Source organism: Stenotrophomonas sp. I18B00994 (assembly GCF_014145825.1).
Classification (GTDB): domain Bacteria; phylum Pseudomonadota; class Gammaproteobacteria; order Xanthomonadales; family Xanthomonadaceae; genus Stenotrophomonas; species Stenotrophomonas maltophilia.
In genome coordinates this window covers 161,094-183,889 of record NZ_JACIUW010000008.1, presented here as the reverse complement: position 1 = coordinate 183,889, position 22,796 = coordinate 161,094, and the positions used below count along the sequence as shown (strand labels likewise).

Annotated in this window: 24 protein-coding genes; 13 read left to right on the top strand and 11 right to left on the bottom strand. The window is 64.3% G+C overall.

Annotated features, from left to right (window positions below; all coding sequences use genetic code 11):
- Positions 1–3: 3 nt before the first annotated feature.
- Positions 4–1,743, top strand: a complete 1,740-nt coding sequence (locus tag H4O10_RS11550) for a DUF87 domain-containing protein (protein WP_076739213.1) — start codon at positions 4–6, stop codon at positions 1,741–1,743.
- A 253-nt stretch (positions 1,744–1,996) separates the two neighbouring features.
- Here the strand turns inward: H4O10_RS11550 and H4O10_RS11545 are convergent, their stop codons facing one another.
- Together H4O10_RS11545 and H4O10_RS11540 are read right to left on the bottom strand one after the other, a co-directional pair.
- Positions 1,997–2,353 carry a hypothetical protein gene (locus tag H4O10_RS11545; protein WP_049427767.1) on the bottom strand — a complete coding sequence of 119 codons (357 nt, stop codon included), beginning with the start codon at positions 2,351–2,353 and terminating at the stop codon, positions 1,997–1,999.
- Between the two features lie 542 nt (positions 2,354–2,895).
- Positions 2,896–3,819: a LysR family transcriptional regulator gene (locus H4O10_RS11540; RefSeq protein ID WP_099596132.1), complete on the bottom strand. Its 924-nt coding sequence runs from the start codon at positions 3,817–3,819 to the stop codon at positions 2,896–2,898.
- A gap of 98 nt (positions 3,820–3,917) precedes the next feature.
- Between H4O10_RS11540 and H4O10_RS11535 the strand changes: the two genes are divergently transcribed.
- The 3 genes from H4O10_RS11535 (at position 3,918) to H4O10_RS11525 (ending at position 6,141) form a co-directional block, all read left to right on the top strand.
- A complete protein-coding gene (locus H4O10_RS11535; protein ID WP_076739211.1) occupies positions 3,918–4,757 on the top strand; it encodes a type 1 glutamine amidotransferase domain-containing protein in 840 nt (279 codons plus the stop codon).
- A gap of 98 nt (positions 4,758–4,855) precedes the next feature.
- Positions 4,856–5,587, top strand: a complete 732-nt coding sequence (locus tag H4O10_RS11530; RefSeq protein ID WP_076739210.1) for a hypothetical protein — start codon at positions 4,856–4,858, stop codon at positions 5,585–5,587.
- A 74-nt stretch (positions 5,588–5,661) separates the two neighbouring features.
- Positions 5,662–6,141 carry a hypothetical protein gene (locus H4O10_RS11525; RefSeq protein WP_224481843.1) on the top strand — a complete coding sequence of 160 codons (480 nt, stop codon included), beginning with the start codon at positions 5,662–5,664 and terminating at the stop codon, positions 6,139–6,141.
- A 126-nt stretch (positions 6,142–6,267) separates the two neighbouring features.
- Here the strand turns inward: H4O10_RS11525 and H4O10_RS11520 are convergent, their stop codons facing one another.
- A complete protein-coding gene (locus H4O10_RS11520) occupies positions 6,268–7,644 on the bottom strand; it encodes a hypothetical protein (RefSeq protein WP_076739208.1) in 1,377 nt (458 codons plus the stop codon).
- Between the two features lie 166 nt (positions 7,645–7,810).
- Between H4O10_RS11520 and H4O10_RS11515 the strand changes: the two genes are divergently transcribed.
- Positions 7,811–8,290 (top strand): SEL1-like repeat protein, encoded by a 480-nt coding sequence (locus H4O10_RS11515; protein WP_158230118.1) that lies wholly within the window; start codon positions 7,811–7,813, stop codon positions 8,288–8,290.
- 60 nt (positions 8,291–8,350) lie between these two features.
- A complete protein-coding gene (locus H4O10_RS11510) occupies positions 8,351–9,133 on the top strand; it encodes a 3-hydroxybutyrate dehydrogenase (RefSeq protein ID WP_182681051.1) in 783 nt (260 codons plus the stop codon).
- On the opposite strand, the gene H4O10_RS11505 is transcribed toward H4O10_RS11510, so the two are convergent.
- The gene (locus H4O10_RS11505) at positions 9,130–9,894 is read right to left on the bottom strand and encodes a hypothetical protein (RefSeq protein WP_060380221.1); all 765 of its coding nucleotides are present in this window, start codon (positions 9,892–9,894) and stop codon (positions 9,130–9,132) included. The genes H4O10_RS11510 and H4O10_RS11505 overlap by 4 nt on opposite strands.
- Before the next feature lie 97 nt (positions 9,895–9,991).
- Positions 9,992–10,369 (bottom strand): DUF4180 domain-containing protein, encoded by a 378-nt coding sequence (locus H4O10_RS11500; protein WP_049403163.1) that lies wholly within the window; start codon positions 10,367–10,369, stop codon positions 9,992–9,994.
- Positions 10,370–10,514: 145 nt separating this feature from the next.
- On the opposite strand from H4O10_RS11500, the gene H4O10_RS11495 reads away from it, so the two are divergent.
- The gene (locus H4O10_RS11495) at positions 10,515–11,801 is read left to right on the top strand and encodes an alpha/beta hydrolase (protein WP_076739205.1); all 1,287 of its coding nucleotides are present in this window, start codon (positions 10,515–10,517) and stop codon (positions 11,799–11,801) included.
- Between the two features lie 54 nt (positions 11,802–11,855).
- On the opposite strand, the gene H4O10_RS11490 is transcribed toward H4O10_RS11495, so the two are convergent.
- The 3 genes from H4O10_RS11490 to H4O10_RS11480 are packed head-to-tail and all read right to left on the bottom strand — an operon-like array spanning position 11,856 to position 13,115.
- Positions 11,856–12,314, bottom strand: coding sequence for an SRPBCC family protein (locus H4O10_RS11490; protein WP_062606308.1), 459 nt, complete (start codon positions 12,312–12,314; stop codon positions 11,856–11,858).
- A gap of 2 nt (positions 12,315–12,316) precedes the next feature.
- Positions 12,317–12,649, bottom strand: a complete 333-nt coding sequence (locus H4O10_RS11485) for a helix-turn-helix domain-containing protein (protein WP_076739204.1) — start codon at positions 12,647–12,649, stop codon at positions 12,317–12,319.
- 10 nt (positions 12,650–12,659) lie between these two features.
- The gene (locus tag H4O10_RS11480; RefSeq protein WP_076739203.1) at positions 12,660–13,115 is read right to left on the bottom strand and encodes an SRPBCC domain-containing protein; all 456 of its coding nucleotides are present in this window, start codon (positions 13,113–13,115) and stop codon (positions 12,660–12,662) included.
- 165 nt (positions 13,116–13,280) lie between these two features.
- Between H4O10_RS11480 and H4O10_RS11475 the strand changes: the two genes are divergently transcribed.
- The 4 genes from H4O10_RS11475 (at position 13,281) to H4O10_RS11460 (ending at position 16,936) form a co-directional block, all read left to right on the top strand.
- The gene (locus H4O10_RS11475; RefSeq protein ID WP_033834651.1) at positions 13,281–13,805 is read left to right on the top strand and encodes a GNAT family N-acetyltransferase; all 525 of its coding nucleotides are present in this window, start codon (positions 13,281–13,283) and stop codon (positions 13,803–13,805) included.
- Positions 13,806–13,899: 94 nt separating this feature from the next.
- On the top strand, positions 13,900–15,669 hold the full coding sequence (locus H4O10_RS11470) for an oleate hydratase (RefSeq protein WP_076739202.1): 1,770 nt from the start codon (positions 13,900–13,902) through the stop codon (positions 15,667–15,669).
- A gap of 86 nt (positions 15,670–15,755) precedes the next feature.
- Positions 15,756–16,343, top strand: coding sequence for a TetR/AcrR family transcriptional regulator (locus H4O10_RS11465; protein ID WP_043035135.1), 588 nt, complete (start codon positions 15,756–15,758; stop codon positions 16,341–16,343).
- A gap of 92 nt (positions 16,344–16,435) precedes the next feature.
- Positions 16,436–16,936: a hypothetical protein gene (locus tag H4O10_RS11460; protein ID WP_065184076.1), complete on the top strand. Its 501-nt coding sequence runs from the start codon at positions 16,436–16,438 to the stop codon at positions 16,934–16,936.
- Positions 16,937–16,947: 11 nt separating this feature from the next.
- Here H4O10_RS11460 and H4O10_RS11455 read toward each other — a convergent pair whose 3' ends face one another.
- From H4O10_RS11455 to ftrA, 3 genes are all read right to left on the bottom strand, one after another.
- The gene (locus H4O10_RS11455) at positions 16,948–17,499 is read right to left on the bottom strand and encodes a chemotaxis protein CheW (RefSeq protein ID WP_224481844.1); all 552 of its coding nucleotides are present in this window, start codon (positions 17,497–17,499) and stop codon (positions 16,948–16,950) included.
- Between the two features lie 23 nt (positions 17,500–17,522).
- Complete coding sequence (locus H4O10_RS11450) at positions 17,523–17,957, bottom strand: BLUF domain-containing protein (protein ID WP_076739201.1); 435 nt, start codon at positions 17,955–17,957, stop codon at positions 17,523–17,525.
- A 95-nt stretch (positions 17,958–18,052) separates the two neighbouring features.
- Positions 18,053–19,054, bottom strand: a complete 1,002-nt coding sequence (gene ftrA, locus H4O10_RS11445; protein WP_049459933.1) for a transcriptional regulator FtrA — start codon at positions 19,052–19,054, stop codon at positions 18,053–18,055.
- Positions 19,055–19,478: 424 nt separating this feature from the next.
- On the opposite strand from ftrA, the gene H4O10_RS11440 reads away from it, so the two are divergent.
- Together H4O10_RS11440 and msuE are read left to right on the top strand one after the other, a co-directional pair.
- A complete protein-coding gene (locus tag H4O10_RS11440; protein WP_099562579.1) occupies positions 19,479–22,055 on the top strand; it encodes a TonB-dependent receptor in 2,577 nt (858 codons plus the stop codon).
- 52 nt (positions 22,056–22,107) lie between these two features.
- Positions 22,108–22,689 (top strand): FMN reductase, encoded by a 582-nt coding sequence (gene msuE / locus H4O10_RS11435; protein ID WP_012479981.1) that lies wholly within the window; start codon positions 22,108–22,110, stop codon positions 22,687–22,689.
- Positions 22,690–22,796: the final 107 nt, after the last annotated feature.

The window sequence follows — 22,796 nt, the reverse complement described above, 5'->3', positions numbered from 1 at the left end:
ACAATGACTGAGGAAATCGCAAATGCCGAGGTTGTGGCGGTTTACCCCAATAAGGTTCGAGTAGCCGTTGACGATCTGTTGAACTTCCAATCAGCCGGTGAGGCTCTTCGCGTTGGATCATTTCTTAAAGTATCGGACAACGAAAACGTCTCTCTTATTTGCATCATCGAAAGCTTTTCAATCGAAATGAAGGAGGTCAAAGGAGGCGAAGGTGGTGACTACAGGCGTGTCTATATGATTGACGCCTATCCTCTTGGGACCCTTAAGGAAGGAAAGTTCAATCGTGGCGGCGACGAGTTGGCAATTCCACCGAAGAAGGTCGTCCCGGCAACGAAGGTGGAAATCGCAGCCATCTATGCAGACTGCTATGCGGCTGAAGACCGCTTTTGCTTTTCTTCACTGACCCGGCAACGTGATATCGTCGTGCCCGTTCACGGCGACCGGTTCTTCAACAAGCATGTCGCCGTTGTCGGTGCTTCGGGATCCGGAAAATCGTCAAGTGTGTCTTCTATTCTGCAAAGGGCTGTATCAGCCAAAGCTGGCGAGTACCAGGGTCTTAATAACTCACATATTCTTATATTCGATCTTCACTCTGAGTACGCCGCAGCTTTTCCGAATGCAAGCGTAATTACCGTCGATGATCTTGTCCTGCCGTATTGGCTGCTAAACGAAGACGAGATGGAGGACATGTTCCTCGAGTCAGGCGATAACAACAATTACAATCAGGAGGCATTGCTGAGGCAGGTTGTTACCATCGCAAAGAAAATCAGTAACCCCGGTGTCGAGAAGGTAAATTTCGACAGTCCCCTTCCGTACGAGATCGATCATGTCGCGAATGCGTTCAGAAATCTAACTAGAGAGACAAAGAATGCTGACAATTCTTTGTTGATCAAGTTTAAGGACGGCTCGGAAGTCGAATTCGAAGACGTCGATGCCCAGATCGAACACTACTGTAAAGAGTTGCGCGAATTTGCACCGACAAAACGTAGTGAGATTAACAAAGGGCCGTATGCCGATGGCTCGATCGATAAGTTCGAACGGCGGGTCAGATCGAAGATTGGAAATGCGCGGCTTGGGTTCATCTTTGGCCAGAAGGCTAGGAAGGCTTCTTTGGAGGATGTGCTTAGACAGTTCACCGGCTACAACGTCGGAGGTGAGTCGAATGTCACCATTATCGACCTTAGCGGCATCCCCTTTGAACTGCTCAGCATAACCGTTTCGCTCATCTCCCGTCTGATGTTCGATTTTTGCTACTACGCACGGCGCGTTGAAACCAAAACCGAACAGCCATTCCTGATGGTCTATGAGGAGGCGCACAAGTATGCGCCGAAGAGTGGACTTGCGCGCTATAAAGCTTCACTGGGTGCGATCGAACGCATAGCCAAAGAAGGTCGAAAGTACGGCATCAGCCTGCTTATTTCGAGTCAGCGACCGTCTGAAATTTCAGAAACTATCTTTTCGCAGTGCTCCAATTTCTTGGCGATGCGTCTTACTAATCCCGATGATCAGGGCTATGTCCGCCGACTACTGCCGGATACGCTTGGCAACCTAACAGAGGGTATGCCCGCACTGGAGCAAGGGGAAGCACTTCTGATTGGTGATGCCGTGATCATGCCGTGCGTTGTGTATGTAGAGAAATGTGATCCTGAGCCCTCGTCTAGTGATGTGAAGTACCTTACGCTCTGGAAAGCAGAATGGAAGAATATCGACTTCGAAAAGCGTGCCGACAACTGGCGAGGGTGATGATCAAGGATCGCAGATCCAGGTCGTTGATAAAGATGGATGATCAGAACCCAGTGGCACGGGGCTGTCCCAGAGCTTCGTGAAATCAACCGCCTTCTTGATCGGAATCAACAATGAGTTTGGCGCGAGCTAACGTACTGCCCGCGCTCCGTCCGTCGATGGCGACTACTTCGTTATGTATAGGGGCATTTTCGAGGCAATGGGTGCGAGCTCACCTTGAAGCTGGTTTCATACACTGTGAGCGTTTGCCGTCTCACTCTGGTCTTACCTCGTGACAAGCCCACTCAACCAACCCCCGGCAAGCCAGAAACAGCCCATCCACAACTCCCTCATCCAAATGCCGTTCCGGGTCCGCTGCCACCCGGCAGCGGTCTGCCGCGTGCAGCAGCTCCAGCACCGTCAGTGCGCCAACCATCGCGCGCTCACTTCTAGCCAGGCTTACGCGGCGGCCGGGCGACACATCGGTTTCTGGCCATGGGTGCCCATCGGCTCCCTCGCAGCCGCGCATGCGCTTGAGGATGCCGAGGAGGTAGTTCAGGTCGGGCAGGGGAGTGTCGTCGTTGATGGGCTCAACAACGGTGTAGGAGGAGAAGGTGTCGGATTCGTTCATGGCGTCGGCTTCCATGGCTGTGCTTAACAGCGCCACCGCGTAAGCGGGTGGCGGACGGTGCGTGGCTGCAAACCGGACGTCAGTTGTCAGTACCCGGCGGGCCCGAAGACCCCCACGCACCGTCCGCCAGAAAGGCCGACGGATTACCCGCCGGCACCGGTTAAGGACGGTGCCGACGGGTAAGCGTAAACAACTAACAGTTCGGGTTTGCAGGCCCGGCCACCCGTTGTCGGTGGCGCGCTATGGTGTTTACGCCGTCGCTCCGAATACCAATAGAAATTCGCGAAGGAATCGCGGAATCCGAGAGCGAAGAACTATTGTTGCATGCACCAATCGTGCAACACACGACGCCAGCAGACGCATTCGCGCAGCCGCTCTGCTGATGGCGAATCAAAGTGGCGCAATCGCCCATGCCACAAGCGAATAGCGCGACAGCCTTCTTTGCAACAGTTCTTAATCCGCACCGAGTGGCAACGGCGCGTGATCAGCCACACACCCCGAAAAGCGGTTCAAACCCGACATCGCCAGCGAACCTCGCGGCCTCAGCCAGCGCCATCCTCAGCATGCCCCGCATTCCCCACCAGCAACTCAATCATCGCCCGCGCCGCCGCCGACTGCCGCCGATGCGGCGCATAGATCACCGAGAACGGGCGCGACCGCCCGCGCAGCTGCGGCAGCACTTCCACCAGTTCCCCACGCCGCAACCGCTCCAGCACGATGAACTCGTAACTCTGGCAAATCCCGATGCCCTGTTCGGCCAGCGAAACCACGCCCAGCACATCGTCGGAGGTCTCGATGGACGAACGCGGCAGCCAGTCCACGTCGCGCCCGGCGTCGCGGAAGATCCACGGCGCCAACCGTCCGGTGCGCGGCATCACGAACGGCAGGCACAGGTGCTGCTGCAGGTCGTCCAGCGTCTGCGGCGTGCCGCAGCGCTGCAGGTACTCCGGCGCGGCCACCAGCACCAAAGGCGCATCTTCCAGCTTCCGCCCCACCAGCCCGCTGTCCGGCAGCTGGCCCAGGCGGATGGCCAGGTCGAAGCCTTCGGCCACCAGGTCCACGTTGCGGTTGGTGATGTTCAGTTCCACCTGCACCTGCGGGTACTGCTGCGCAAAGCGCGCCAGCACGGGCGGCAGCCGGTAGTGGCCATAGGTGGTGGGCACGCTCAGGCGCACGCGGCCGGCCAGCGCGCCGTCCTGGGCCAGTACGGCGCGCTCGGCGTCGTCCAGCAGGCCGAAGGCGGTGCGCACCTGTTCCAGATAGAGCCGCCCGGCGTCGGTCAGGCCCACGCGGCGGGTGGTCCGCTGCAGCAGCTGCCGGCCCAGCCGCGCTTCCAAGCGGGTGACCGCACGGCTCAGCACCGAGGGCGTGGTGGACAGCGCCACCGCGCCGGCGGTGAACGAGCCGTGCTCGACCACCGCCAGAAACACCTCCACATCGCCCAGGTAGTCGAACTTGCGGCTCATTTGGCTCTCCGGGGAACAGATGTTTTGCGATGGGGCCAATTTATCGCCGCTGGGGCGATGAATAAAGTGGCCGCCATTCCCCGATTAGGAGCTCCCCCATGAACCTGATGACCCGGCTGGCCGCAGCGCTGGCCCTGACCCTGGCTGCCAGCGGCGCGCAGGCCGCCAACGTGCTGGTGGTGCTGTCCGACGAAAACCACCTGGACCTGAAGGACGGCAAGGTGCTGTCCACCGGCTTCTATCTCAACGAGCTGATGCAGCCGGTCAAGCTGCTGCTGGACGCGGGCCACGAGGTGACCTTCGCCACGCCGCAGGGGCGGGCGCCGACGGTGGATGCGTCTTCGGTGACGCCGGCGTACTTCGGCAACGATGCCGCGCAGCTGACGCTGCACAAGGAACTGCTGGAGAAACTGGCGCTGACCTCGGCGACGGCCTCGCCGGTGGTCAGCCTGGCACGCATCGAGCAGCAGGGCTACGCGCGTTTCGATGCGGTCTACATTCCGGGTGGCCACGCGCCGATGCAGGACCTGCTGAAGAGCCCGGCGCTGGGCCGGCTGCTGGCCGACTTCCACCAGCGCAACAAAACCACCGCGCTGGTCTGCCACGGGCCGATCGCGCTGCTGTCCACGCTGCCGGATGCTGCGGGTTTCGTGGCGAAGCTGGAAACGGGTGCGATGCCGGCCATGCCGAAGTGGATCTACAGCGGCTACCAGATGACGGTGATCAGCAACCAGGAAGAAGAGCAGGCCAAGCCGTTGCTGGGTGGCGGTGAGATGAAGTTCTACCCGCAGACCGCGTTGCAGCGGGCGGGTGCGCGGTTCAGCAGCAATGCCACGCCGTGGATGGGGCATGTGGTGGTGGACCGTGAGCTGATTACCGGGCAGAACCCGGCTTCGGCGCTGGAGGTGGGGCAGCGGTTGGTGGAGCGGTTGAAGTAAGGCGGGGTCTGCATCGCGTGCCGTGTCGTGGCAACATGGTGGGCTGGCCTCGTCCTTCTGGGCGGGGCCGGTTTTCCAGGCAAGCCCTCGAACACGACATGCGAACGTCTTTTTTCATTCTCTCCGCCCTGTGCCTTGGCCTACTGTCTGGCTGTGCCAGTGGCCCGGAGGAGCACGCTTCCAGCCGCGAGATAACCAGTGCGTTCGTGGCCGACGACGGCCAGCTGTACCTGTTGCCGCGCTATGACGAGCCGATGCGCTTCAATGCCGCGCCGTTCCGCGAGTACCGCGCGCTGATGGACAGCCCGCTGCGCGAGGCGGTGGCCTGCGCGCAGATGTACTTCCATGAGGACTGGCGCGACCCGGCCAACAAGGCCAAGGTGCACGGCAGCTATGCGCTGCTGCTGCTGCCGGAGCAGGTGACGGCAGAGCTGGCCGGACAGTTCAAGCTGGAGCGGATTGAGGTGCTCCCGCGTGAGGCCAAGGCCGTGGAGGAGCGGGCGCGCTACTACCTGCCGATGGACCGGACCCGTTACGCGCTGGCGTTTGACCGCGCCTGCAATCTTTCAAGGAAGGGCGGCAGCTATTACAGCGCGCTGTTCGAGGGCGACGGCGAGCGGGTGCAGTTGCCGGATGCTGCGGCACTGGCGGAGAAGGGGAAGCTGGAACAGCCGATTAATGCGCGGGCGCAGCGGATCCTGCCGGAGAGGGAGGGCAAGCCGGGTGCGGGTTCGGCGGCGGGCAAGGTGCTCGGCGCGGCGCTGATCCCTGTGGCCGTGCCGGTGTTTGTGCTAAGCCTGCCGTTCCTGGGGCCGGATCATTGGAAGTGAAAAGGCGTTGGGGGAGAGTCATCCACGCATGGCGTGGATTGGGCATCGCCTGAAAGTTCATCCTGGAGATCTGTGTGCCAAGCACGCTGGAAACTGTTTTGAAGACTGCAGGCTTCATTGTCGTTGCGGCGCTTCCGTTGGTGATCCTCTGGCTCATCCTTCGGCGAATGTCAGCGACCGCGCGTTCTGCATTGGGATCAGGGCTGCGTTTGAATCCCCCTCGCCGGATTTCCGGCACGTCCATGACCTTGGTGATGGTGGATGGCAAAGAGGATCGCGAGCACTACTTCTTTGATACAGAATCCTTCCACCTGCGGCGGGGGGCGGTGCCCACGGCAGTTCCGCTTTCGCAGATCACCTCAGTCACACGAACGTCCGACAGGATCTACGGGCGTTATGTCTGGCAGGTGTGCTTCAGCAGAGCATCGGGCAGAAAGTGCGTGACGTTCACCAACAACCTGACGCTGTTCAACCGCGACTTCCTGCTGTTCCTGGAGGCGGTGCGGAAGGCCAATCCTCTGGCGACCGTCGATCAGGCGGGTCTGTTCTTCTGATTGTGCGGGGACATCAGCGGCGCTGATTGGCAAATGGAGGGGCCAGGGGGCGAGTCGCCTTGGACACGGTGCTGGGCGATTCAGTTGTGCGGGCGTTGAGGGAGTGAATCCACGCATGGCGTGGATCTACTGGCACCTCTGCCTGCCGCCAGCCACACAGCTTGCCCGCCAATGCTCCCAGGTCTTGAGATCGATGCCGGCTTTCAGCGCAATGCCCTGCAGCTCTGCCCAGCCCTTCGGCGAAGGAGAGGCCAGCAGCCCACGCATGAAGGCCTGCATCTTTGCCTCACCCACCTGCTTCTCCAGCGAAAGCAGCAGCAAAGGGGCATAGACGTAGCGATATATCTCGCCCAGATCGGAGTTGCCATCGATGGCATCGAACGGGGGTAGCGGCTTGTCGTGCGTATCGACGGCCGATTGCAGTCGTGCGATGTAGCGATCGGCCGCGGCATCGCCACTGATCTCACGCAGCGCCTTGATCGACAGGAACTCGGCGCTGGACTCCAGCAGAACCCAGAAGTAGGGGCCCTGCGGACGGTTCAGCGTGCCGAAGTAGTAATGGCCCATTTCGTGTGCGATGTACTGCACGCGCCGTTCAGCATGTTCGCCACCAGCCAGCAGGGAGTCGGCCACATTGCCGATGCTGCCGCTCATGGCGATGGTGGGCCAGGTGGCAAAGCCCCACTCGCTGCCTTCGCGGTCGCGCTCGATCTGGTTGAGCGTGACCATGCGCAGGAAAGTGGGGCGGTCGGCCAGCGGCATGCCCATGTAGCGGCTGTGCACGTCGGCTACCTTCTGCAGTGTGCTGGACAGTGCCTGGACCTTGGCCGAGGGCAGGGTCTCGTTAAGGATCGTGACCTGCGCGGTGCGGGTGATCGGGCCGCCGCCGCCGAACAGCAGGATCGGCCGTGCGTTGTCGCTGCGGAATCGCCCCTGCGCGCCTTCGATGGCCGGGCTGCCGTTGAGATACAGAAAGCGGCAGCCGGCGCAGTCCACCTGCAGGTCGTAGCGGCTTTCGTTGCTGCGCACGCGGGCCTTGGGGTCGAATGCCTGCGGCAGCCATGCGGACTGTTCGGTGAAGCGGGCGCTGTCGCCGTTGAAGGCCATCATGCCCTTGAAGTCGCCCATGGCATCGTGCTTCGGGTACAGCGGGAACGCGCCCACGTACTGCACGCAGAGCGTGGCGGTGGGCTCGGCCAGGGTGTAGACGCGCGCCTCGCCATCCACGCCCGGGTCGTACCAGCCATCGAACCCTACCGGCTTGCCGTCACCGTCGGTGACCCGCGCGACGTTCAGGCCGGCGTTGAGTACGAACGCGCCCCTTGATTCGGCTGGGAGGTTGGACACGCAGACATTGCCTTCGACGCGGCCGCTGGCAATATCCAGCCGCACGCTGCCGGTGGTGAGCGGCGTGGCCGCCTGCGCGGTCGGTGCGGCCACGCTGGTGGCGGGGGCGAGCAGTGCGGTCAGGGCGGCAGGCAGCAGGGCGGTGCAGGGGTTCATCGGGCCATCTTTGGGTGGATGGCGTTGACTATAGGGCCAACATCGATGGACGCGGAGAGTCTTCTGGTCACCCGGCCTTGTGGGGCTGGTGCAATGCCCTGGCCTGGTGCAGGCATAATGCCAGCGGGGCGAACGGATGCCCGCGAACAGGACGGACGCCTGCGCCATGACGAACATGCCAACCCAGCTCACGACCGACTTCGATGCGATGCTCGACGGTGGTGACATTGCCGAGGCGCGGCGGCTGTTGGCCCCGCAGCTTGCACGCGGCTGTGCTGAAGCGTTGTTCCTCTCTTCTTCGATGCCTGTGGGGGAGGACGACGCACATGCCGAGGCGGACAGCTTCGCGACCCTCAAGCAGGCCGCAGAGAAGGGTTATATCCCGGCAATCCATGCGATAGGGCTGTGCCTGCTGACCGGTGACCGCGTCGAGCAGGACGTCATGCGTGCGGCCGCGCATTTTGAGCGGGCATCGGAGGCCGGCTATCCGTCGGCCATGTACGAGTTTGGCCTGGCGTTGTTCCATGGCATGGGTGTTGCCAGGGACGTGCCGCATGCGGTGTACCTGATCCGCGCTTCGGCGCAGTCGGGGAATGAGTACGCCAGGGAATTCCTGCTGACGTACTCGTTGGACGTGGGCACGTAGGAGGAGGGTGCGGAGGCCGGTAACGCTACACTGGCGGCCTACCCCGATGGAAGCTCGCCCATGTTCAGTGGAAAAGTTGCGGTGGTCACCGGCTCCACCAGCGGTATCGGTCTTGGCATTGCCATAGCCCTGGCGCGGCAAGGTGCCGATATCGTGCTGAATGGCTTCGGCGATGCGGCGGAGATCGAACGCATCCGTTCCAAGCTGGAAACCGAGTTCGGCGTGCGCGTGGCGCATGACGGCGCCGATCTTTCCCGTGGCGAGGCAGTGCGCTGGATGATTGAGCATGCCGTCGCGACGATGGGCCGCATCGACATCCTGGTGAACAACGCCGGCATCCAGCACACCGCGTCGATCGAGGAATTCCCTGTCGACAAGTGGAATGCGATCCTGGCGTTGAATCTCTCGGCCGTGTTCCATGCCACGGCGGCGGCCTTGCCGCATATGAAGCAGCAGCGCGCCGGCCGCATCATCAACATTGCGTCGGTGCACGGGTTGGTGGGCTCGGTGAACAAGTCGGCCTACGTGGCGGCCAAGCATGGCGTGGTGGGGTTCACCAAGGTCACCGCGCTGGAGAATGCGGGCACCGGCATCACCGCCAATGCCATCTGCCCGGGCTGGGTGCGGACGGCGCTGGTCGAGCAGCAGATCACCGCGTTGGCCGAGCGCGATGGCACGGATCAGGAGACCGCCGCGCGTGCGCTGCTGGCTGAGAAGCAGCCCTCGTTGCAGTTTGTAACGCCCGAGCAGCTGGGCGAGATGGTGGTGTTCCTGGCCTCGGATGCCGCTGCACAGATCACCGGCACGGCGCTGCCGGTGGATGGGGGCTGGACGGCGCGCTAGCTGGCTGGCTGTGCTTTACGCTGCAGCATGGGCAATGCCACCAGCGTGGCGAGAATGGTGAACAGCACCAGCGACGAGCCCACCGTGCCGAAGCCCAGGCCGCCCTTTTCCAGCGGCTTGGTGAGCAGATCGCCGAAGGTGGCGCCGAACGGGCGGGTGAGCACGAAGGCGATCCAGAACAGGATGACCCGGTTGATGCCCGTGATGCGGCTGGCCAGTGCGGTGAGCGCGATGAGGCTGCCGATCAGCAGTGCGCCGCCGGTGAAGCCCAGCCCGGAATCGTCGGCGAGGAAATCACCCAGCGCGGTGCCGAGGGTGTTGGAGAACAGCACGGCGGTCCAGTAGAAGCCTTCGGCGCGGCGCGATGCGATGTTGCTGACCGAGATCGACTTTTCCGACACCCGCCAAGCCAGCAGCACCAGCGCCAGGCAGCCGGCCAGCAGACTGGCGCCGGTGGCGTAGCCCAGGCCGAGCGTGCGGTCGATCAGGTCGGACATGGTGGTGCCGGCGGTGCTGGTCGCCAGCACTACCGACCAGAACAGCACCGGGTGGAAGCGCCGCGCCGACAACTGCATGCCCAGCAGGCCGGCAAAGATCGCCAGCAGGATGGCCGAGCTGGCCACGTAGCCGAGGTTGAGCGTCATCGACAGCAGGTCGCCCGCAGTCTCGCCGAGGGTGGTGGCGGCGATCTTCATCACCCAGAAACCGAGGGTGACCGCCGCCACTTTGCTGTGCAGGGAATCTGCGTCTGAAACACTCATCGAGCGTCGCCTGGGGAGCCTGCGGGTGATGCTGTGGCGGCGGGCGTCAGAGCGCGGTCGGAACCGGGTTCGGCGAGAGTGAGCGTGGGGGCGGCGTTCAGCCGGTGCTGGCGGGGGCCGGCAGGCGTGCCAGCAGGGCGTCCCAGTCGGCCACGAAGCAGCCGTTGTGCCCACGGTTGCACTCGGTGATCCACGCGTCCAGCGATTCGCTCTGTGCGCGATAGCCGCTGACATCGCCCAGGACGGCGAAGTGCAGGCGGTAGTTCACCAGCATCTGCAGCCATTGCCCGGCCATGCCGGAGCGCAGCTCGAAGAAGTCTGCCGATAGGCGCTGCACCGGCACGGCGATCCACTCGGCCTGGTGCCCAAGGGCATCGCCGACCAGGTCGCGCAGGGCGTTGCCATCCAGAAGCGGGCCTGTATCGGCGCTGCGCAGGACGCGGGTGCTGCCGATCTGTTCGACATGTGTGTGCATCGTGCGCTCTGAAGTTCGTATCGTCCGCCCAGTATGGCCATGGGAGAGGCCAACAGTAAGCAGATGCAGCATGAATCTGGCGAACGAACGCGCTAGGCTGCGCCGGGCGCCCGCACGGGGCGGGTTCACGATACCGGGAAAGGGCATGGCAGGGTGGAAAGGACGTTCGTTGTTGATGGCGGTGCTGGTGTGTTCTGGCCTGCCGGCCGCGGCCGCCGAGCTATGCACGGCCAGTGCCTACGGTGACGGGCAGGGCAACATCGTGGTGCTCGGCGCACCCGCTGCGGCACCGGCCACGGGCCAGCGCTATCTGATGCTGGACGGGCGACGTGGCGCCACCGGCGATGCCAACGCACCGGTGAGCTGCAGCGGCGATGTGGTCAGCTTCAGGTCGCCTGCGGGAGCCACGCAGCGCTGGCAGCGACTGCCGACCCGCGATACCGATGCAACGTTCATCAGTGCGGGAACCAAGCTGGTCGGGCAGTTGATCGAACCGGCCGGCCCGGCCGACCCGATGCGGCCGCTGGTGGTGCTGGTGCACGGCTCGGAACGCACGATGGCGGTGGCGGCCATCTACCAGCGCGTGCTGGTGGCGCAGGGGATTTCGGTGTTCGCTTACCAGAAGCGTGGGACCGGCGATTCGGAAGGGGAGTACACGCAGAACTTCGAACTGCTGGCCGACGATGCGGCGGCGGCGCTTGCCAAGGCACGTGAGCTGGCGGCGGGGCGTTTCGGTCGGGCCGGCTACTTCGGTGGCAGCCAGGGCGGGTGGATCGCGCCGCTGGCGGCGACGCGCTCGCAGGCGGATTTCGTGGCGATCGGTTTCGGCCTGGTGGTGTCACCCATCGAGGAGGACCGCGAGCAGCTGTTCGACGAGGCACGCCGCATGCAGCTGGATGCAACGGCGATGAAGCAGGTCGGCCAGCTTTCAGACGCGACCGCGCAGTTGATGCGCACGCATTTCAATGAAGGGTTTGAGGCGCTGGCGAAGGTGCGTACGCAGATCGGTGCCGCACCGTGGGCAAAGAACATCAGCGGCGAATACAGCGGCGACATGCTGCGCATGAGTGACGCCGACCTGCGCCGGATCGGCCGCGCCCGATTCGACAACCTGGAGCTGATCTGGGACTACGACGCCGGGGCCGCGCTGCGCCGCCTGAAGGTGCCGTTGCTGTGGGTGCTGGCCGAGCAGGACCGCGCCGCGCCGATTGCCGCCACGCGTTCGATCCTGTCGCGCCTGCGCGCGTCGGGGCAACCGATCGACACCTACCTGTTCCCGGATACCGACCACGGCATGGTCGAGTTCCGCACCGATGCCGAGGGCAACCGGGTGTCGACGCGGATCACCGACGGCTACCTGCGCCTGCTGGCCGATTGGATCGAGCAGGATGTGCATGGCAGTTATGGGCGTGCGCGCAGATTGAGCGATTGACCGGATGGGGAGCGCCAGCGGCGGATGGCGCTCCGCCGCCGATTGCGGCACGACTCAGTTCGGCTTCGCAAATACGTCCAATCCCTTGCCGGTTTCCAGCAGCGACTTCAGGCTCGACAGCACGATCGGCCAGCCCTGGCGGATGCCGGTATCCATGCCGCTGCCCGGTTCCAGCTCCTCATGGGTAACCGTCAGCCGCACCATGTCCTGGTAGGGCACGATGTCGAAGGTGACGCGGCTGTAGGCATCCGGGTTGTCGGCCTGCGAGGCGGCGGCCCAGGTGATGACCAGGCGCGAGGGCGGGGTGCTTTCCACCACTTCGCCCACCAGTTCGACCGAGCGGGTTTCGTTTGCGCGCACATGCTGCCAGCGCGAGCCGGGTTTCCAGTCGGAGACGTTCTCGTGGCCCCAGTAGCGGCTGGCGATCTCGGGGCGGGTGATGGCCTCGAACACCTTCTGCGGGGTGGAAGCGATGTAGATCACGTGGATGAAGCGGGTGGTCTCTGCGGACATCGTCATTCTCCTTCCAGTTCTCGTTTCAGGTCATGCAGCAGGCTCAGGCGCTGCTGCTCGAACTTGCGTACCCAGCGTTCGTAGACTTCATGCAGGGGCACCGGGTTGATGAAGTGCAGCTTCTCGCGGCCACGGCGCACGGTGCTGATCAGGTTGGCGTCTTCCAGCAGGCCCAGGTGCTGGGTGACCGATTGCCGGGCTATGTCCAGGTTTTCGCACAGCTGGCCCAGGGTCTGGCCGTTGTGCTCGCAGAGCAGGTCCAGCAGCGTCCGGCGCGTGGGATCGGCCAGTGCCTTGAAGACCTTGTCTGCGTCGCGCACGTGGTCTACCACCATGGGGATGTCTTCAATTCCAGTTGTCGATCCTGACGTCGTGTGGGTTGGGCTGGCCCTTGCCGGTCTCCAGCAGGGCCTTCAGGCTCATCAGGAACACCGCCCACTTTGTGCTGCAGTGGGAGGTGAACTCGACGCGCTCCTTCCAGCCTTCATGGGTGAACAGGACGATGCAGTAATCGCCTTCCTGCTTCAGCACGAAGCGCGCGTGGGTGCCGATCCATTCGGCGGGGCCGGTGAGGAACTTCCAGAGCACCAACTCGCCTGGAATGAGCTGTTCCAGCTGCATTTCCATGGCGCCGATTTCCTGGCCGTTGTTGGTGAAACGGACCTTGACCGTGCCGCCGGTCTCGCGGTCGCCGTGGGTGTCTTCGGCCCACCAGGCGGCGACGCCTTCGGGGGTGGCCAGGGCTTGGTACACCTGGCTTGCGGGGGCCTTGATGCCGACCCTGTGTGCGATATCCACCATTGCAGGTTCCTCGCGATGGGCCGGCAGGCGCCGCCCCTGGGATGGACTATATGCAGGTAAATGCCTGCATGTCAAATCCGGCCCAGGGACTTCCGACCCTGGTAGTGCCGGCCGCTGGCCGGCATCCTCGTGACAGCTGATTGACGCGTTGACAGGAGTACGTGCATGACTGAAACAGGAGAGGACACCTTGACCATCCGCCGCGCCAGTGCGGCAGATGCCCCTGCGGTGCTGGCGCTGTTCGATGAGGTGATTGAATGGTTCGTGTCCATTGGCAATCTGCAGCAATGGGGCAGCGAGCCGTGGTCCACGGTGCCGCGCCGGGTCACCCAGGTGACCGATGCGTGCGCGCTGCCTGGCGCATGGGTGGCCCAGAACGAGCAGGGTGAGGTGCGTGCGTTCCTGGCGCTGGGCGAGTCGATGCCCTATGTGCCGGCGCCCGATGGGCCGGAGCTGTACGTGCGGGTATTGGTGGCCTCGCGTGATGCGCGCGTGCGCGGCATTGGCCGTCGCCTGATGGCGTTTGCCGATGAGCAGGCGCGCGCTGCCGGCCTCGACCATCTGCGCGTGGACTGCTATGGCGGAGGCAGCGGTGATCTGGTGCGCTTCTACGAGTCCTGCGGCTACACGCGAATTGCGCCGTTCAACGTGGACGGCTGGCCAGGCATGCTGCTGGGCCGCCAGCTCTGACGCCGCTGCGTCATTCGGTCGCAGCATGCATGCAGGAATCGGTACATCGGTTCGGCGCTAGAGTGGGGTCACCCCCTCCAGGAAGGAGCAGCGCATGTACTACAGCAGTGGCAACTACGAAGCCTTCGCGCGCCCGCGCAAGCCAGCCGGTGTCGATGGCAAGCGCGCCTGGTTTGTGGGGTCGGGGCTGGCCTCGCTGGCCGGCGCCGCGTTCCTGGTGCGCGATGGGCGCATGGCCGGTGAACGCATCACCATTCTTGAACAGCAGCAGATTCCTGGCGGTGCGCTGGATGGCCTGAAGGTGCCGGAAAAGGGTTTCGTGATCCGTGGTGGCCGCGAGATGGAAGATCATTTCGAGTGCCTGTGGGACCTGTTCCGCTCGATACCGTCGCTGGAGATCGAAGATGCCAGCGTGCTGGACGAGTTCTACTGGTTGAACAAGGACGACCCGAACTATTCGCTGCAGCGCGCCACCATCAATCGCGGCGAGGATGCACACACCGATGGCCTGTTCACGCTGACCGAGCAGGCACAGAGGGACATCATCGCGCTGTTCCTGGCCACCCGTCAGGAGATGGAGAACAAGCGCATCAACGAAGTACTGGGCCGTGATTTCCTGGACAGCAACTTCTGGCTGTACTGGCGAACCATGTTCGCGTTCGAAGAGTGGCATTCGGCGCTGGAGATGAAGCTGTACCTGCATCGCTTCATCCACCATATCGGCGGCCTGCCGGATTTCTCGGCGCTGAAGTTCACGAAGTACAACCAGTACGAATCGCTGGTGCTGCCGCTGGTGAAGTGGTTGCAGGACCAGGGCGTGGTGTTCCAGTACGGTACCGAGGTGACCGACGTCGACTTTGATCTGCAGCCGGACCGCAAGCAGGCCACGCGCATCCATTGGATGCATGACGGTGTAGCCGGTGGCGTGGATCTCGGCGCGGATGATCTGCTGTTCATGACCATCGGTTCGCTGACCGAGAACTCGGATAATGGCGACCACCACACTGCGGCACGCCTGAACGAAGGCCCGGCGCCTGCCTGGGACCTGTGGCGCCGCATTGCCGCGAAGGATGACGCGTTCGGGCGTCCGGATGTGTTCGGCGCGCACATTCCAGAAACCAAGTGGGAATCGGCAACGGTGACCACGCTGGATGCGCGCATTCCGGCCTACATCCAGAAGATCGCCAAGCGCGATCCCTTCAGCGGCAAAGTGGTGACCGGCGGCATCGTCAGCGTGCGCGACTCGCGCTGGCTGATGAGCTGGACGGTGAATCGCCAGCCACATTTCAAGAACCAGCCCAAGGACCAGATCGTGGTCTGGGTGTATTCGTTGTTCGTGGATACGCCCGGCGACTACGTGAAGAAGCCGATGCAGGACTGCACCGGCGAGGAGATCACCCGCGAGTGGCTGTACCACCTGGGCGTGCCGGTGGAGGAGATCGACGAGCTGGCGGCGACGGGCGCGAAGACGGTGCCGGTGATGATGCCGTACATCACCGCGTTCTTCATGCCGCGCCAGGCCGGTGATCGCCCGGACGTGGTGCCGGACGGTGCGGTGAACTTCGCTTTCATCGGCCAGTTCGCCGAATCGAAGCAGCGCGATTGCATCTTCACTACAGAGTACTCGGTGCGCACGCCGATGGAAGCGGTGTACACGCTGCTGGATATCGAACGCGGCGTACCCGAGGTGTTCAATTCCACCTACGACGTGCGCTCGCTGCTGGCCGCGACCGGGCGTTTGCGTGACGGCAAGGAACTGGACATTCCCGGGCCGGTGTTCCTGCGCAACCTGCTGATGAACAAGCTGGACAAGACCCAGATCGGCGGGCTGCTGCGCGAGTTCAAGCTGGTGCAGGAGGACTGATTGGGATCTCGGTAGCGCCGGGCCACGCCCGGCGGGTCCAGCAGCGGGTTATTGACACAGCTTCAACCTACTAGTAGGTTGGCGGCATGAAAGAGTCGCTCTCGCCCAAGGCCCAGGAGATCCTGGCCCATGCCCGTTCGCTGCTGGAGGCCGGTGGCTACAACGGCTTCAGCTACGCCGACGTGTCCGCGCGGGTGAACATCAGCAAGGCCAGCATCCATCACCACTTCCCCAGCAAGGCGGACCTGGTGCGCACGGTGGTTGAACTGTACCGGGCCGAGGCGCGCGAAGGCCTGGCGCTGCTGGACCGGCAGCTGGACGACCCGCTGCAGGAGCTCAACGCCTATGTGGAGTACTGGTCCAGCTGCATTGCAGGGGGGACGTCGTCGTTCTGCATCTGCGCGATGCTGGCAGCGGAGGCGCCGATGATCCCTGCGGAGATTGCCGATGAAGTGCGCGGGCATTTCGAGGATCTGAGCGGGTGGCTGACGGTGACGCTGGAGAAGGGCGCGGCGCTGGGCCAGTTGCGCCTGCAGGGTTCCCCTGCGGACGAGGCCAGGGCGTTCATGTCCTCGGTGCACGGCGCGATGCTGGCCGCGCGCGGTTTTGGTGACGCGGCGACCTTCGCGGCACTGGCACAGTTGGCGATCGCGCGGGTGAGTGCGGCGCTCTGAGAGATGTGTGGTGGGCCTGCGGCGACGCGGGCCTTCTTTTTGAGTCCAATGCCTACCTACTAGTAGGTTCATTCTATCCCTGGAGATGTCCCATGTCCCACCCTCTGTCCACGCTTGGCGTGATCCATACCGCTGTCAGCCTGATCCCGGTGTTGAGTGGCCTGTATGCCTTCATTCGCCATCGCGCAATCGATCCCGCCACGCGCGCGGGCAAGCTGTACCTGGTGGGGCTGGTGCTGTCGGTGGCCACCTCGTTCACCGTGTCCAGCACGGGCGGGATCAACCCCGGCCACGCATTCGGGGTGATCGTGCTGCTGGTGGCATTCGGCGGCGTGCTGGCCGCGCGGCTGCGCTGGCTGGGGCGCGCAGCACCTTATGCATCGACGTTTGCGCTGTCTTTCAGCTTCCTGCTGTCGTTGGTGCCCGGCGTCAACGAAACGCTGACCCGCGTGCCGGCAGCGCATCCGATTGCTGCCGCGCCGATGGCCCCGGTGGTGCTGCACACGCTGCTGGTCTGCCTGGTGATGTTCGTGATCGGCGTGGCCGCGCAGTGCTGGAGGCTGCGAAACCGTGCCTTGGCAGGACGATCCTGAGACGCCGCCGGTCACTCCGGCGCGGCAAGTGCGCCCAGCAGTGCCACCGGTTCGATCAGTGCAGCCGAGCGCGCCGGGTCAAGTTGAATGTGCCGGCTGCAGAAGCCGAACGATCGGCCTGCGGCACGCTCGGGGACGCGTGCGCTCGCGTCCGGTGTCTCAATCTCCAGCACCTCATCCACGGCCAGCGCCAGCGTTGCGGTACCGGCATTGATCAACAGCATGGCCGGGCTGCCACCGTCGAATGCCGCTTGGCCGCTCATGCGGCGCAGGTCGACCACGGGTAATGGCTGCCCACGGACTTCCAGGGTCGGCCTGCCGTTGCGGTCTGCAGGGCCGAATGCCTCCAGGCCGCGAATTTCGACGGCAGCCTGGATGTCAATCGCGAACAGGGCGGTGCCTGCACGCACGATCACGATCTCGAACAGGTCGGCGGGCGATGCGCGTTTTTCCATTGCAGGTGGGGCGGGTACTGGCATGCGATGGGCGTGGCGAAGACAGCGGGAAGGAGGATCCTGATGATGACGCCCGAACGTAGCGCACGGCCGCGTCGGCAGGCGCACGCAAGGCGTCGGTTCAGTCTGTATCAGGCGGGGGCGCGTGGCGGCTCGACGGTGCCGATGCGTGGGAAATGCGGACGCAGCAGGCCAACGAGCTGATCCATGCCTGGAACGGAATGGCCAAATTCGTCCCATCGCGCATTGACCAGCCCGGACACGACGATCTGCCCGGTCTCGATGCGGGTCATCGCCCAGTAGGGTACGGCGCGTGCGCCGATTGCCATGTCCAGTACCGGGGTGACGGCGGCGTGCGAACGACTGTCCTGGATGCGGCGCCTGACCGCCTTCAGGCCGTCGGGCGGGCCTTCGATGTACTGGAAAAACCGCTGCCCGTCGACGAGCAGCGCTCCGGTAACGTCCACCCGGCGATTGAACGCGGCAGAGCCCGAGACGATCTGGCGGAGGGTTTCATCGGAAAGCCCAGCCGACATGTGGCTGGAGTAAGCAAATGCGTGGAGCATGGAAGGGGCTTCGTGTGACGCACGTCACTATACGTGGGTCTCCACCGTCCGCCGTGAGCCTTTTCTCACGTGGCGCTGGAGAGCGCTGAGCTGGATCAGCAGCCCACCAGCCGATCCGCGCCAACACCGCCGCGATGCTGGCTGCGGTACTCGGTAGGGCTCGCATCGACCTGGCCCCGGAAGTGCCGACGGAACGATTCCTGCGAACCAAATCCAGCCTGCTCGGCAATCCACTGCAGCGGCCGATCGGTGGTTTCCAGCAGCTCGCGGGCGTAGGCGACGCGCTCGCGGATCAGCCAGTCGATGGGCGACAGGCCGGTGGCCTCCAGGAACTGCCGCTGCAGGGTGCGTTGGCTGAGTGCGGCCTGCTCGGCGAGGCTGCCCAGCGAGTGCGGCTCGCGCAGGTTGCGGCGCATCCATTCCATCAGCTTTGCTAGGCGCGTGGGCTCGCCATGGGGAATGGCGCGGCTGACACGCTGGCTGCGTTCGGCATCACGCCACGGCGCCAGTACCAGCCGTTCGGCCACCAGATTGGCCACGCGCGCACCGTAATCCTTGCGCACCATATGCAGCATCATGTCCATGCCGGTGGCCGAGCCGGCCGAAGTGATGATGCTGCCGGTATCCACGTACAGCGCATCCTCCCGCACATCGATGTGTGGGAACTCGCGTGCCAGCGCTTCGGTGAGGCGCCAGTGGGTGGTGGCCTGGCGGCCATCGAGCAGCCCGGCCCAGGCCAGCACGAAGGCACCGGAGCAGATCGAGGCGATGCGCGCGCCGCGTGCGTGGGCACGGACCAGTGCATCGAGCAGTGCCTGCGGTGGGCGCTCGCTGGGCTCGCGCCAACCGGGAATGACGATGATGTCGGCGTCATCAACGCTGCTGAGATCGTAGGGGAGTTGGACCTGCGTTCCGCCAAGCATGCGCAGCGCACCAGGTTCACCCGCGCACAGCTGGGTGCGATACCAGGCCACGCCGAGTTCCGGCCGCACCGGCGCGAACAGGCCAACCGCACAGCCGAACTCGAACAGGCCCTGGCCGTGGCAGGCGACGATGGCAACGAGCGGCGCGGTGGGATGGGCGGGTGGGCTGGGCATGGCTTGATGCTACGGGTGCAGATGCGGTGCGCTGCGTGGTGCGAGGGCATGAGGTGATGCCTGTGGAGCATGTGCACGGGGGCATTCGTCTGGCCTGGGGCACCCGACGGGGTAGAGTCGACTGTTAGTCGACTGCTGTTGGCGATACCGCCTGGAAGCCCGCGCTGCGCGCGATAGTCGACTGACAGTCGACTCTACCCCCGTAGGTTGCCGCCCGCCGCCCGCCGCCCGCCGCCCATCACCCACCACCTGCCACCCGCCGCTCGCCGTCCCATGGGCGTGGTGCGCAGGGCCGCCTAACGTCATTACCAGCAGTCATGTGGGTGGCCGGATGTTACGGCTGGGTGACGCGATCGCGCCTGTCGCGGTGGGCGGACAGGCCCTTGAATGGAAGCGTGTTTCCGGCCCACCCCCACGAGCCCCCATGCCTGCCGCCCACGCCCCTGTCCTGAGCACTCTCGCTGTTCTGATCACAGCCATCCTCGCCGCTTCGCCCAGCCATGCGGCTGAAGCCGATGCGGATCCTGCTGCCGCCGCTGCGACGGCCAACGTGGCCGCGTCCACGCTGGATGCGGTGGTGGTGACCGGCTCGCGCACCAGTACGCGTACGGTGAAGAACAGTTCCACGCCGATCGACGTGATCTCCGCCGAAGACCTCACCGCCACCGGCCAGGCCAACCTGCTGGAAGCACTGCAGCGCGCACTGCCGTCGCTCAGCCAGATTGGTGGCTACCAGAGCGACCAGGAGAGCCTGATCCGTGGCTACCAGCTGCGCAACCTGTCGCCCGGCTACACGCTGGTGCTGGTGAACGGCAAGCGCCGCAATGCCAGTGCCTATGTAAGCGGTGCCAATGGGGGCGGCTTCCCAGGCCATGCGTGGGCGGACCTGGCGTTGATTCCGGTGTCGGCCATCGACCACGTGGAAGTGCTGCGCGATGGTGCGTCGGCCATCTATGGCTCCGATGCGATTACCGGTGTGGTCAACGTGATCCTGAAGTCGCAGGCGCACGGTGGCGAGCTCGTCGTGGAAAGCGGGCAGAGCATTGATGGCGATGGCTCGCGAACCAGCGTGCGTGCGAACGTTGGCCTGCCGTGGGGTGCCGATGGCTTCGTCAACCTCTCCGGCGAGACCACCCGCCAGCATCATGCGATCCGCACCCGCCGCTACATCGATGGCTATCTGAGCTACCCGGCGGTGGATGGTAGCGGCAATCTGGTGGCGCTGCGGCCGAACAACCGGTTGCCGGCCGGCGCATCACTGAACCCGGCCGAAGCCAGCCGCAATGCCGAGGCCAACACCATCCTCAGCTCCCCGTCGTATGCGCTGAAGGCGTTCGCGGTGAACGTGGGCCATGGCCTGGGCGAGAGCGCGCAGTTCTACGCCAACGCCACCGCCAGCGATCGCACCGCGCAGGCAATCCAGAACTTCCGCCTGCCGGCGACCATCTTCACCACCTACAAGGCGCCCGGGGTGCTGAGCGTATTTCCCGATGGCTTCCTGCCCGTGCTGGAAACCAAGGAGAAGCAGTACACCGGCACTGCGGGCGTGAAAGGGCAGATCGCGGGCTGGGATTACGACGCCAGCCTAAGCGGCAACCGCAGTACGGTACGTACCTATACGCGCAACTCGGTGAACTACTCGCTGCCGTACCCCGGTTCGCCCACTGACTTCTATGACGGCAAGCTGGACTACCAGCAGGGCATCGCCAACCTGGACCTGCGCCGCGGCTTCGAGGTGGCGGCGTTTGCGTCGCCGCTGGAGGTGAGCGCGGGCGCCGAGTACCAGCACGAACAGTACGAGCGTGGGGCAGGGCAGTGGGAGTCGTACACCGGCTTCGGCGCCGCCGCGTTCGTGGGCTACTCCACCGCCGATGCGGTGAAGGCGACCCGTAACAGCAAGGCGGTGTACGTGGGTGCAGCCACCAACATCACCTCGCGCTGGTATCTGGATGCGGCGGCGCGCTGGGAAGACCATTCCGACTTCGGTAGTGTCTCCACCGGCCGCCTGACCACGCGCTTCGACTTCACCGATGCGCTGGGCGTGCGTGCCACGGTCAGCAACGGTTTCCACGCGCCCAGCCTGGGCGCGCAGTTCTACCAGGCCACTGGCAGCTGCCCGTGCGGTACCACGCTGGTGGCGCAGGTGTCTTCGCCGGCAGCGGTTGCGCTGGGTGCTACGCCGCTGAAGCCCGAGAAAGCCACCAACTACAGCCTGGGCGTGACCTGGGACCCGAGCCCGGCGTTCCACTTGGCCGTGGATGCCTACCAGATCGACATCCGCGGCCAGCTCGGCCAGTCCAGCCAGATCGGCTACAACGCGCAGGATCCTGCACGCGTCACCGACAACAGCGGCACGGTGCTGAGCGCGGCGCAGAAGAACACCATCGATGCGCTGCTCGGGTCGGCCGGCATCAGCATCCTGCCGGGTGATGCGTTCTACGCCAGCTACTTCACCAACGTGGGCAATACCCGTACGCGCGGCGTCGAGCTGACCGTGGAAGCGAACCAGGAAACGGCCTGGGGCAAGCTGCGCTGGAGCTACGCGGCCAACGTGGGGCGCACCACCATCCAGAAGATCAGCGACATTCCGGCGGCGCTGCAGGGGCTGCCGAACATCAACCTGTTGACCAAGAGCAGCGAGTACGCGCTGCGCTTCCGTACGCCCAGCTACACGCAGGTGGCGGGGTTGGGCTGGCAGAACGGGCGCTGGCGCTCGAACCTCGACTTCACCTACTACGGCCCGATCAAGCGCCTGAACAACGGCGTGGAGTACAAGCAGCCGCCGGTGCTGGTGACCAATCTCTCCGGTGCCGTGGAACTGGGCGCAGGCTGGAGTGCGGCGCTGGGCATCAACAACGTGTTCGACAAGCGCACGCGCAAGGTGCCGGAGTACGCGCGCAGTGCCACCGATGTGGCGAGCATCGAGACGACCTGGGACAACGGCGACGTGTTGAGCAACGTCGGCGCGTACTGGTACGGGCGGGTCAGTTACCGGTTTTGAGGTTCACGCCAAAGGCGGCCGGACGTAGTTCGGCATCATCGAGGAGCATTTCATGTCTTCTGCATTGAAGGTGGTGGCAGTGGTGGGGTCACCGACCAGCTCGGCAACGTCGCGCACGTTGCTGCTGGTGCGGCACTTGTTGGCGTCGTTGCAGCAGCGGGTGCATGCGAGCGTGGAGCTGGTGGAGCTGGCGCCGATTGCGCGTTCGCTGGGGCAGTCGCTGTCGCGCGATGAAGCGGAGCCAGCCGTAGAGCAGGCACTGCAGGCAATCGAGGCGGCCGGTCTGCTGGTGGTGGCGACGCCGGTGTATCGCGGTTCCTATCCCGGGCTGTTCAAGCACCTGGTCGATTTCATCGGGCTGGAAGCGCTGGTGGATACGCCGGTGCTGCTGGCGGCGACCGGTGGCAGCGAGCGCCATGCGTTGGTGATCGACCACCAGTTGCGGCCGTTGTTCAGTTTCCTGCAGGCGCACACGCTGCCGATCGGGGTGTATGCCACGCCTGCCGACTTCGATGGCGAGCACATCAACAGTGCAGCCTTGCAGGCGCGCATCGCACTGGCGGCCGAGCGCGCGGCAGGGCATCTGGCTTCGCAGGCGCTGGCGGTACCGGCGCCGCTGCGAAGGATCGCCTGACGGCATAACCGGCGGCGCTTTGCTTATGGCCAAGGCGCATCTGCATGGCCGGATCTGACCGCCGATTGTCGCCTGGCATCGCCGTGCCGACCGCCGTCATCTCTAGC

What these genes read in the sequence shown, in the direction of transcription:
- H4O10_RS11550 (WP_076739213.1), top strand. Translation starts at nt 4, where the DNA reads ATGACTGAGGAAATCGCAAATGCCGAGGTTGTGGCGGTTTACCCCAAT.
- H4O10_RS11545 (WP_049427767.1), bottom strand. Translation starts at nt 2,353, where the DNA reads ATGAACGAATCCGACACCTTCTCCTCCTACACCGTTGTTGAGCCCATC.
- H4O10_RS11540 (WP_099596132.1), bottom strand. Translation starts at nt 3,819, where the DNA reads ATGAGCCGCAAGTTCGACTACCTGGGCGATGTGGAGGTGTTTCTGGCG.
- H4O10_RS11535 (WP_076739211.1), top strand. Translation starts at nt 3,918, where the DNA reads ATGAACCTGATGACCCGGCTGGCCGCAGCGCTGGCCCTGACCCTGGCT.
- H4O10_RS11530 (WP_076739210.1), top strand. Translation starts at nt 4,856, where the DNA reads ATGCGAACGTCTTTTTTCATTCTCTCCGCCCTGTGCCTTGGCCTACTG.
- H4O10_RS11520 (WP_076739208.1), bottom strand. Translation starts at nt 7,644, where the DNA reads ATGAACCCCTGCACCGCCCTGCTGCCTGCCGCCCTGACCGCACTGCTC.
- H4O10_RS11515 (WP_158230118.1), top strand. Translation starts at nt 7,811, where the DNA reads ATGACGAACATGCCAACCCAGCTCACGACCGACTTCGATGCGATGCTC.
- H4O10_RS11510 (WP_182681051.1), top strand. Translation starts at nt 8,351, where the DNA reads ATGTTCAGTGGAAAAGTTGCGGTGGTCACCGGCTCCACCAGCGGTATC.
- H4O10_RS11505 (WP_060380221.1), bottom strand. Translation starts at nt 9,894, where the DNA reads ATGAGTGTTTCAGACGCAGATTCCCTGCACAGCAAAGTGGCGGCGGTC.
- H4O10_RS11500 (WP_049403163.1), bottom strand. Translation starts at nt 10,369, where the DNA reads ATGCACACACATGTCGAACAGATCGGCAGCACCCGCGTCCTGCGCAGC.
- H4O10_RS11495 (WP_076739205.1), top strand. Translation starts at nt 10,515, where the DNA reads ATGGCAGGGTGGAAAGGACGTTCGTTGTTGATGGCGGTGCTGGTGTGT.
- H4O10_RS11490 (WP_062606308.1), bottom strand. Translation starts at nt 12,314, where the DNA reads ATGTCCGCAGAGACCACCCGCTTCATCCACGTGATCTACATCGCTTCC.
- H4O10_RS11485 (WP_076739204.1), bottom strand. Translation starts at nt 12,649, where the DNA reads ATGGTGGTAGACCACGTGCGCGACGCAGACAAGGTCTTCAAGGCACTG.
- H4O10_RS11480 (WP_076739203.1), bottom strand. Translation starts at nt 13,115, where the DNA reads ATGGTGGATATCGCACACAGGGTCGGCATCAAGGCCCCCGCAAGCCAG.
- H4O10_RS11475 (WP_033834651.1), top strand. Translation starts at nt 13,281, where the DNA reads ATGACTGAAACAGGAGAGGACACCTTGACCATCCGCCGCGCCAGTGCG.
- H4O10_RS11470 (WP_076739202.1), top strand. Translation starts at nt 13,900, where the DNA reads ATGTACTACAGCAGTGGCAACTACGAAGCCTTCGCGCGCCCGCGCAAG.
- H4O10_RS11465 (WP_043035135.1), top strand. Translation starts at nt 15,756, where the DNA reads ATGAAAGAGTCGCTCTCGCCCAAGGCCCAGGAGATCCTGGCCCATGCC.
- H4O10_RS11460 (WP_065184076.1), top strand. Translation starts at nt 16,436, where the DNA reads ATGTCCCACCCTCTGTCCACGCTTGGCGTGATCCATACCGCTGTCAGC.
- H4O10_RS11450 (WP_076739201.1), bottom strand. Translation starts at nt 17,957, where the DNA reads ATGCTCCACGCATTTGCTTACTCCAGCCACATGTCGGCTGGGCTTTCC.
- ftrA (WP_049459933.1), bottom strand. Translation starts at nt 19,054, where the DNA reads ATGCCCAGCCCACCCGCCCATCCCACCGCGCCGCTCGTTGCCATCGTC.
- H4O10_RS11440 (WP_099562579.1), top strand. Translation starts at nt 19,479, where the DNA reads ATGCCTGCCGCCCACGCCCCTGTCCTGAGCACTCTCGCTGTTCTGATC.
- msuE (WP_012479981.1), top strand. Translation starts at nt 22,108, where the DNA reads ATGTCTTCTGCATTGAAGGTGGTGGCAGTGGTGGGGTCACCGACCAGC.